Below are 6978 nucleotides of genomic sequence, written 5' to 3'. Positions count from 1 at the left end.
GATATTCGCCGCGCCGCCGAGTCCGGCATGCCGTTGCTGAGTGTTGAGCAGGGTCTGGCGCTCTTCGATGCCGCCCTGGCCACCGGAAGCCCCGCCCTCGTACCGGTCCGCCTGGACCTCACCGCGCTGCGCCACCAGCCCACCGTCCCGCCGCTGTTGCGCGGCCTGGTCAAGGCACCCCTCCGCCGCACGGCGGCAACGACCACGCCCGGCAGCGACACCGGACTGGCCGAACAACTCACCCGACTCCAACGCACCGAGCGACGGGAGACCCTTCTCGCCCTCGTCCGCGACCAGGCCGCCATGGTCCTGGGCCACACCACCGGCGACGGCGTCGACCCGTCCCGAGCCTTCCGCGACCTCGGATTCGACTCGCTCACCGCGGTCGAACTCCGCAACCGCATCGGCTCCGCGACCGGCCTGCGCCTCCCGGCCACCGCGGTCTTCGACTACCCCACCGCAACCGCCCTCGCCGAGTACCTGCTCGCCGAACTCCTCGGCCCCGACGCCGAATCGGACCCCCAGGAACCCAACACCCCGACCGTCGCCCCGGACGACGACCCCATCGTCGTCATCGGCATGAGCTGCCGCTTCCCGGGCGGCATCGCCTCTCCCGAGGACCTGTGGCGCCTGCTCGGGGACGGCGCCGACGTCGTCTCCGACTTCCCGACCAACCGAGGTTGGGACCTCGACAACCTCTATGACCCCGACCCCGCCCACACCGGCACCTCCTACGCCCGCTCCGGCGGCTTCCTGCACGACGCCGCCGAGTTCGACGCCGACTTCTTCGGCATGAGCCCGCGCGAGGCGATGGCCACCGACTCCCAGCAGCGCCTGCTCCTGGAGTCCACCTGGGAGGCGATCGAACGCGCCGGCATCGACCCGGTCTCCCTGCGCGACAGCCGCACCGGCGTCTTCGCCGGCGTCATGTACAGCGGCTACGGCACCCGCCTCGACGGCGCCGAATTCGAAGGGTTCCAGGGCCAGGGCAGCGCACTGAGCGTCGCGTCCGGACGCGTCTCGTACACCTTCGGCTTCGAAGGCCCGGCGATGACCGTGGACACCGCCTGCTCCTCCTCCCTGGTCGCGCTGCACCTCGCCGCACAGGCGCTGCGCGGGGGCGAGTGCACCCTCGCCCTCGCGGGCGGCGTCACCGTCATGTCCATCCCGGACACCTTCATCGAGTTCTCCCGACAGCGCGGACTGGCCCCCGACGGCCGCTCCAAGCCCTTCTCCGAATCCGCCGACGGCGTCGGCTGGTCCGAGGGCATCGGCATGCTCGTACTGGAACGCCAGTCCGACGCCCTCCGTAACGGCCATGACATCCTGGCCGTGGTGCGCGGCTCGGCGGTCAACCAGGACGGTGCGTCCAACGGCCTGACGGCCCCCAACGGGCCGTCCCAACAACGCGTCATCCGCCAGGCGTTGGCCAGTGGTGGCCTGTCCACCGACGACGTGGACGCGGTCGAGGCGCACGGCACCGGCACGACGCTCGGTGACCCCATCGAGGCCCAGGCACTGATCGCCACCTACGGCCAGGACCGTGCCCCCGAGCGCCCGCTGCTGCTGGGCTCGATCAAGTCCAACCTCGGCCACACCCAGGCCGCGGCCGGCGTCGCCGGCGTCATCAAGATGGTCCTCGCAATGCGACACGGCACACTGCCGCGCAGCCTGAACATCACCGAACCGTCCACGCACGTCGATTGGAGCGCCGGCGCGGTGGAGCTGCTGACCGAGCAGACGGCCTGGCCGGAGACGGGGAGGGCCCGGCGGGCCGGTGTCTCCTCGTTCGGTATCAGCGGCACCAACGCCCACGTCATCCTGGAACAGCCGGCGATCGCACCACACCCGCAGGCAGCGGCACGAACAGCCGCTCCGGAGCCGACCGTGGACCCGGTGGTCCCGTGGACGCTCTCGGGCAAGACCCCGGAAGCCCTGCGCGACCAGGCCGCACGCCTGCACGCGCACATCCAACAACACCCCGACCTCGCCCCCGTCGACGTCGCCCTCTCCCTCGCCATCCAGCGCTCGCACTTCGCCCACCGGGCCGTCGTCCTGAGTGCCGACCACGACGAGGCGACCCGTGCCCTCTCCGCCGTCGCGACGGACGAACCAGACCCCTCGGCCCTCACCGGCCAAGCACGCAGGGGCCGTTGCGCCGTGCTGTTCTCGGGGCAGGGTTCGCAGCGCTTGGGGATGGGGCGCGAGTTGTACGGCCGGTTCCCGGTGTTCGCCGGAGCCCTGGACGCCGTGATCGAGCTGTTGGAGGACGAGCTGTCTGGTTCGTCGTCCGGGGTCGGTGTGCGTGCGGTGATGTGGGGTGCGGACGCCGGCGCGTTGAATGAGACGGGTTGGGCGCAGCCGGCTCTCTTCGCCGTTGAGGTGGCGTTGTATCGGTTGGTGGAGAGTTGGGGTGTGCGGCCGGACTTTGTGGCCGGTCATTCCATTGGTGAGATTGCGGCGGCGCATGTCGCGGGGGTGTTCACCTTGCGGGATGCGTGTCGTCTGGTGGTGGCGCGTGCGTCGTTGATGCAGGCGTTGCCGTCTGGTGGTGCGATGGTTGCGGTTCAGGTGGCGGAGGAGGAGGTTGTCCCGCATCTGTCGGGTGAGGTGTCGATCGCTGCCGTGAACGGGCCTACGTCTGTGGTGGTTTCGGGTGCGGAGGATGCTGTTCTGGGTGTTGCGGGGCGCTTCGAGGAGGAGGGGCGGAGGGTGACCCGGTTGCGGGTTTCGCACGCGTTCCACTCCCCGCTGATGGACCCGATGCTCGATGACTTCCGGGCTGTTGCCGAGGAGTTGTCCTACGCCGCACCCTCCATTCCTGTCGTGTCGAACCTGACTGGCGCGTTGGCCTCGGCCGACGAGTTGTGTTCGGCGGAGTACTGGGTCCGGCATGTTCGGGAGGCCGTGCGCTTCGCGGAGGGTGTGCGGTGCCTGGAGGCTGAGGGCGTGCGGACGTTCCTGGAGCTCGGTCCGGACGGCGTCCTCGCCGCCATGGCGAGGGAGACGCTCACCGACGAGACCGTCACCATCCCCGCCCTCCGTCGGAACGCGTCCGAGGAACGTACCCTGCTCGCCGCGCTCGGTCGGCTCCACGCCACCGGCACGCCGATCGACTGGGCCACCTTCCTGGCCCCGGCCGACGCACGCCCGGTGAGCCTGCCGACGTACGCGTTCCAACACCGGCCGTTCTGGCCGTCCGGTGGGCGCGGCACCGTCGACGCCGCCGCCATCGGCATCACCGGAGCCAGCCACCCCCTCCTCAACGGCATCGTCGAACTCGCCGAGGACGAGGGCACGTTGCTGACCGGCCGCCTCTCGCTACAGTCCCACCCGTGGCTGGCCGACCACGCCGTCATGGGCCAGGCACTGCTGCCGGGCACCGCGCTCCTGGAGCTCGCACTCCGGGCCGGTGACGAGGTCGGCTGCGATCACGTCGAGGAGTTGACACTGGCCGCACCGCTCGTCCTGCCGGAGCGCGGGGCGGTCCGGGCCCAGGTCCGGGTGGGCGTCGCCGACGCCACCGGCCGCCGCACCCTCACCATCCACTCGCGCCCCGAACACGCCGGGAACTCGCCGTGGACGCAGCACGCCACCGGCGTCCTCGCCACCGGCCTGCCGGCCGCGACCACCGTCCCCTTCGACGCCACGACTTGGCCACCGGCCCACGCCGAACCCGTCGACCTCGCGGACTTCTACGCGTCGCGCACCGTCGAAGGGTTCGACTACGGGCCCGCCTTCCAGGGCCTGCGCGCGGCATGGCGGCGCGACGGCGAGGTCTACGCCGAGGTCGCCCTGCCGGAGGCCGGCCGGTCCGACGCCGAGGAGTTCGGGCTGCACCCGGCGCTGCTCGACGCCGGCCTGCACGCCGCCTGGCTTGTCGCCCCGGAGACCGAGGCGCCACGGACCGGCAGCGTGCCGTTCGCCTGGCACGGTGTTTCCCTGGCCGCCTCCGGCGCCTCGACCGTCCGCGTCCGGCTCCGCCAAGACACCGACGGAACACTCACATTGGCCCTCGCCGACGCCACGGGCGCACCCGTCGCCTCGGTACAGGCCCTCACCATGCGCACCGTCTCGGCGGAGGCCCTCAGCCCCCTGGCGACCCTCGCCCGCGAGGCCCTGTTCCGCCTGGACTGGGCCACGGTGCCGCACCCCGCGGCGCAGTCGGACGACGGGACACCCACCGGCATCCCGGTGACGATCGTCGGCGAGGACGGCATCGACCTCGCCGCAACCCTCCGCGCCGCGGGTGCGGACGTCGACGTCCACGCGACGCTTCCGCCGGCTGAGGAACCGGCCCCCGCGCTGCTCGTCCTGCCCCTCGTCGCCCCCGGCCGGCCCGGCGCCGACGAGCCGACCACCGCTCCGTCCTCCGTTCCGCAGGACGTCCACGACCTCACCCGCCGCGCCCTGGCACTGGTGCAGGCCCGGTTGGAACAATCGGCCTTCGCGGACACGAAGTTCGTCTTCGTGACCCGAGGCGCGACGAGCGGCGCTGACGTGGCCGCCGCTGCGGTGTGGGGCCTGGTGCGCTCGGCGCAGTCGGAGAACCCCGGCTGCTTCGCCCTGCTCGACCTCGACCCGCACGCTCCCACGTCGCTTCCGCTGGCCGCCTTGACCAGCGACGAGCCGCAGTTGCGGACCTACCAGGGCGACCTACAGGCCGCGCGCCTGATCCGCCGGCCAGTCATAGAGGCCGCAGCCGATGGTGATGCAGGCGCTGGTGTGACGTTCGCCGGTGCGGGCTCGGTTCTGATCACCGGTGGTACGGGTGGTCTGGGTGCGGTGGTGGCTCGGCATGTGGTGGCCGAGCACGGGGTGCGGGACGTGCTGCTGGTCAGCCGTCGCGGTGAACGTGCCGAGGGTGCACCTGAGTTGGTGGCGGAGTTGGCGGAGGCGGGTGCGCGGGCGAGGGTCGTCGCGTGCGATGTGACCGACCGGTCCGCCGTTGCGGAGCTGGTCGCCGCGCATGCGGTGTCGTCGGTGATTCACGCGGCGGGTGTGCTGGATGACGGGATGGTCGGCGCGCTGACTCCCGAGCGTCTGGCCGCGGTGCTGCGGCCGAAGGTGGATGCCGCCTGGCATCTGCACGAGGCGACCCGTGGCCTCGGCCTGGACGCGTTCGTCGTCTTCTCTTCCGTCGCGGGCGTTTTCGGCAACCCTGGCCAGGCCAACTACGCGGCCGGGAACGCCTTCCTGGACGCGCTCATGGTCCGGCGGCAGGCCGAGGGCCTGCCCGCTCTGTCGCTGGCCTGGGGCCCGTGGGAACTGGCGGGAGACGCGTCCGGCATGCTCGCCGAGACCGACGCGGACCGCCTCGCGCGATCCGGAGTGCCACCGCTCTCGGCGGAACAGGGCCTCGCGCTCTTCGACGCGGCCTTGGCCGCCGGTGACGCCACCAGTGTGCCCGTCCGCCTGGACCTGACGGCGCTGCGTGCCCAGGGCGAAGTCCCGCCGCTGCTGCGGTCGTTGATCCGCAGCCGCTCGCGCCGCACGGCCGCCGTCGATTCGGCAACCGCCACCAACCTGCGGGAACGGCTCACGAGCCTGAGCCCGCTCGAACGACACGATGTCCTCCTCGACCTCGTGCGCGGCCAGGTCGCCCTGGTCCTCGGCCATGCGACCGGGAGCGATGTCGACGCCGGCCGTGCCTTCCGCGAGTTGGGCTTCGACTCCCTCACCTCGGTCGAACTGCGCAACCGCCTGAACACCGTCACCGGCCTGCGGCTCCCCGCCACCCTCGTCTTCGACTACCCGACCATCGACACCCTGGTCTCGTACCTCCTGGACGAACTCCTGGGCACGGAAGCCGAGATGGCGGCAGCGGTGCGGGTCGCTACGGCCGTCGCGGACGATCCGATCGTGATCGTGGGCATGGCCTGCCGTTACCCGGGCGGCGTCACCTCGCCGGACGACCTGTGGAAACTGGTCACGGGTGGCGTGGACGCGGTGTCCGCCTTCCCGACCAACCGTGGTTGGGACCTGGACAACCTCTACGACCCGGACCCCGAGCACGTCGGCACGTCCTATACCCGTTCCGGTGGGTTCCTGCACGAGGCGGGGGAGTTCGATCCGGGCTTCTTCGGGATGAGTCCGCGGGAGGCGTTGGCGACGGACTCGCAGCAGCGTCTGTTGTTGGAGTCGTCGTGGGAGGCGGTGGAGCGGGCCGGCATCGATCCGGTGTCGTTGCGTGGTAGTCAGACGGGTGTTTTTGCCGGTGTGATGTACAGCGATTACAGCGCGATGTTGGCGAGTCCGGAGTTCGAGGGCTTCCAGGGCAGTGGCAGTTCGCCGAGTCTGGCGTCGGGTCGGGTGGCCTACACTCTGGGCCTGGAGGGCCCGGCGGTGACGGTGGACACGGCGTGTTCGTCGTCGTTGGTGGCGATGCACTGGGCGATGCAGGCGCTGCGCAGTGGTGAGTGTTCGTTGGCGTTGGCCGGTGGTGTGACGGTGATGTCGACGCCGGCGGTGTTCGTGGACTTCGCCCGGCAGCGTGGACTGTCGCCCGACGGGCGTTGCAAGGCGTTCGCGGACGCGGCCGACGGGGTCGGCTGGGCCGAGGGCGTGGGCATGCTGTTGTTGGAGCGCCAGTCCGACGCCCTCCGCAACGGTCACCAGATCCTGGCCGTGGTGCGTGGTTCGGCGGTCAACCAGGACGGTGCGTCCAACGGCCTGACGGCTCCCAACGGACCGTCCCAACAGCGCGTCATTCGCCAGGCGTTGGCGAGTGGCGGGCTGTCTGTGGGCGATGTGGATGTGGTCGAGGCGCACGGTACGGGTACGACGTTGGGCGACCCGATCGAGGCGCAGGCCGTGATCGCCACCTACGGTCGTGACCGCGATCCTGAGACCCCGCTGCTGCTGGGTTCGATCAAGTCCAACATCGGGCACACGCAGGCCGCGGCCGGTGTCGCCGGAGTGATCAAGATGGTCATGGCGATGCGGCACGGTGTGCTGCCGCGGACCCTGCACGTGGAC

Annotated in this window: 1 protein-coding gene; it reads left to right on the top strand. The window is 71.2% G+C overall.

The annotated features are described in order from the left end of the window. Window positions 1-6978, top strand: a 6978-nt coding sequence (locus tag ACIQU6_RS43425) for an SDR family NAD(P)-dependent oxidoreductase (RefSeq protein WP_403488052.1), incomplete at both ends; no start/stop codon positions are given.

This window comes from Streptomyces sp. NPDC090442 (assembly GCF_044769405.1).
Taxonomy (GTDB): domain Bacteria; phylum Actinomycetota; class Actinomycetes; order Streptomycetales; family Streptomycetaceae; genus Streptomyces.
This window is presented reverse-complemented; position numbering and strand designations above follow the sequence as displayed.